Genomic DNA, 1,738 nt, shown 5'->3' with positions numbered 1-1,738 from the left:
TAGCAGGAACCATGATGACATTCGATATGGTATATGGAGTCGGAAGGGGAGTAAAGAATTACTTAACAGCTAAAAATGCTGCAGGTGTGGTCGAAGCGGAGACTGTAGAAGCTATTGAGGCTGCCAAAATATCTGAGATTGAAATGACAAGTGCTGTAGAAGCTAAGACTGTAGAAGCGGCTGAGATAGCTGAGTTAGAGACATCGGGAGCAATAAAAGCACAGGTGGCTGAAGTAACTCAAATATCGGAATTTGAGGCTGCTAAAACAGCTAGAATTTCAGAAATGCAGGCAGCCAGCGTAGAAAGCATAAGTGCAGAAGCAGGCGGTGAAATTGCAGAACTTGAAAGTGCTGAGGTTGGAACAGAACTTGGCGGAATTGGAACTAATGGTATTATTGATGGGAAAACCCCTGCAGGTCGATTTGCTGATAAAGTTCAAGGATTACCTAATTCTGAAAGACCTAATACCGTTGCTGTTGTCAGAACTTCTGATGGTAGATACTATATCGGTTACAACAAAGCTGGTGTAAATAATGGCGAAGTACAAGCTATAATGGACTCTTTAGGAAATTCTAATATGTATAATAGACAGTGTGCAGAAGTTAATGCAATTTCAAGGGCGATTAATAAAGGAGCAAATTTAGAAGGAGCAACTATATCGGTTGCAAATGTTAGAAGTGTTGGTAATTATAGTGGGTTACATGGTACACCAAAGATACCTTGTGATGTTTGCCAGCCGTTGCTTGATTTTTATGGAATTAAAATTGTTCAATAATTTGAGAAAGAAGGCATGTAAAGATGGATTATATTGAGATTTTTAATAAATATTTATCAGAAATAGATATTCTTTCTGATGAACATGAAAAAGTTTATGATTGGATAAAAATATTAAGTGAGGAAGGTTATAAGAACAATGACTATGCAAATGAGATACTATCCAATTTAGGTGGTTTAAAAATAAGGGGAAAAGGTTCAACATCCAAAAATTATGTGGAGATTTATTTTAACCCTGTATATTATGCAGGCGGTGAATATGACAGAATGAATATATACAATAAAGTTGCAGATGATATATTGTTTCCAATTGGTGGGCTATATGATTATACAATATATGTTGGAAAGAATGGTAAATACTATATAGCAGATTGGAAAAATTTATATGAGTGTGGTAACTCAATTAATTCTTTTATGAAAAATATTTTTTTGGATAACCCACAATTAATAGAATTGTATAATAATGAATGATAGAACATGCTTTAATGGTATTTTATGCTTTATTGCATATTTTCTCTTAAAAATTGCAAATATAATCAACATTTTTAATTCGATTGAATTGGAGGTCGGTAATTAGCTGGATATTGATGAAATAATACAAATTTATGAAATATACATAGAAATTTTTAGATAAAGATTTGAATAGAGGGACTAACAGAGCTATATATAGATGTAAATAAAAATGCTGATATAGCAGAGAGAAAGGCAGAGGGCTGGAGAAAGGTTAAACGAGGAATAAATATCGGACTGATAGGAATTGGAGCAGTAGCTTCGGCGTTAGGCGGTCCTATAACCAGTACTGCGTTTAATTGTGTAATGGGAGCGGCCGGCTTAGGGGCTGTAACATTTGGAACGGCAGATGTAATCGAAGGAATACAGGATGTAGAATATGGCATATATGGAGACCTTACGACAAAATCATTCAATCCGTACAAGGATATTCTGGGAGAAAAAGCATACTAT

Annotated in this window: 2 protein-coding genes; both read left to right on the top strand. The window is 34.9% G+C overall.

The genetic code is table 11. The features are described 5' to 3' along the window. Positions 1–86: 86 nt before the first annotated feature. On the top strand, positions 87–776 hold the full coding sequence (locus IJ258_RS10245; protein WP_292806558.1) for a YwqJ-related putative deaminase: 690 nt from the start codon (positions 87–89) through the stop codon (positions 774–776). A gap of 23 nt (positions 777–799) precedes the next feature. Further along, a complete protein-coding gene (locus IJ258_RS10240; protein WP_292806556.1) occupies positions 800–1,246 on the top strand; it encodes an SUKH-3 domain-containing protein in 447 nt (148 codons plus the stop codon). Positions 1,247–1,738: the final 492 nt, after the last annotated feature.

Source organism: Methanobrevibacter sp., assembly GCF_017468685.1.
GTDB lineage: Archaea > Methanobacteriota > Methanobacteria > Methanobacteriales > Methanobacteriaceae > Methanocatella.
Note: the sequence above shows the minus strand (reverse complement) of the source record. Positions and strands in the feature narration are given on the sequence as shown.

What these genes read in the sequence shown, in the direction of transcription:
- IJ258_RS10240 (WP_292806556.1), top strand. Translation starts at nt 800, where the DNA reads ATGGATTATATTGAGATTTTTAATAAATATTTATCAGAAATAGATATT.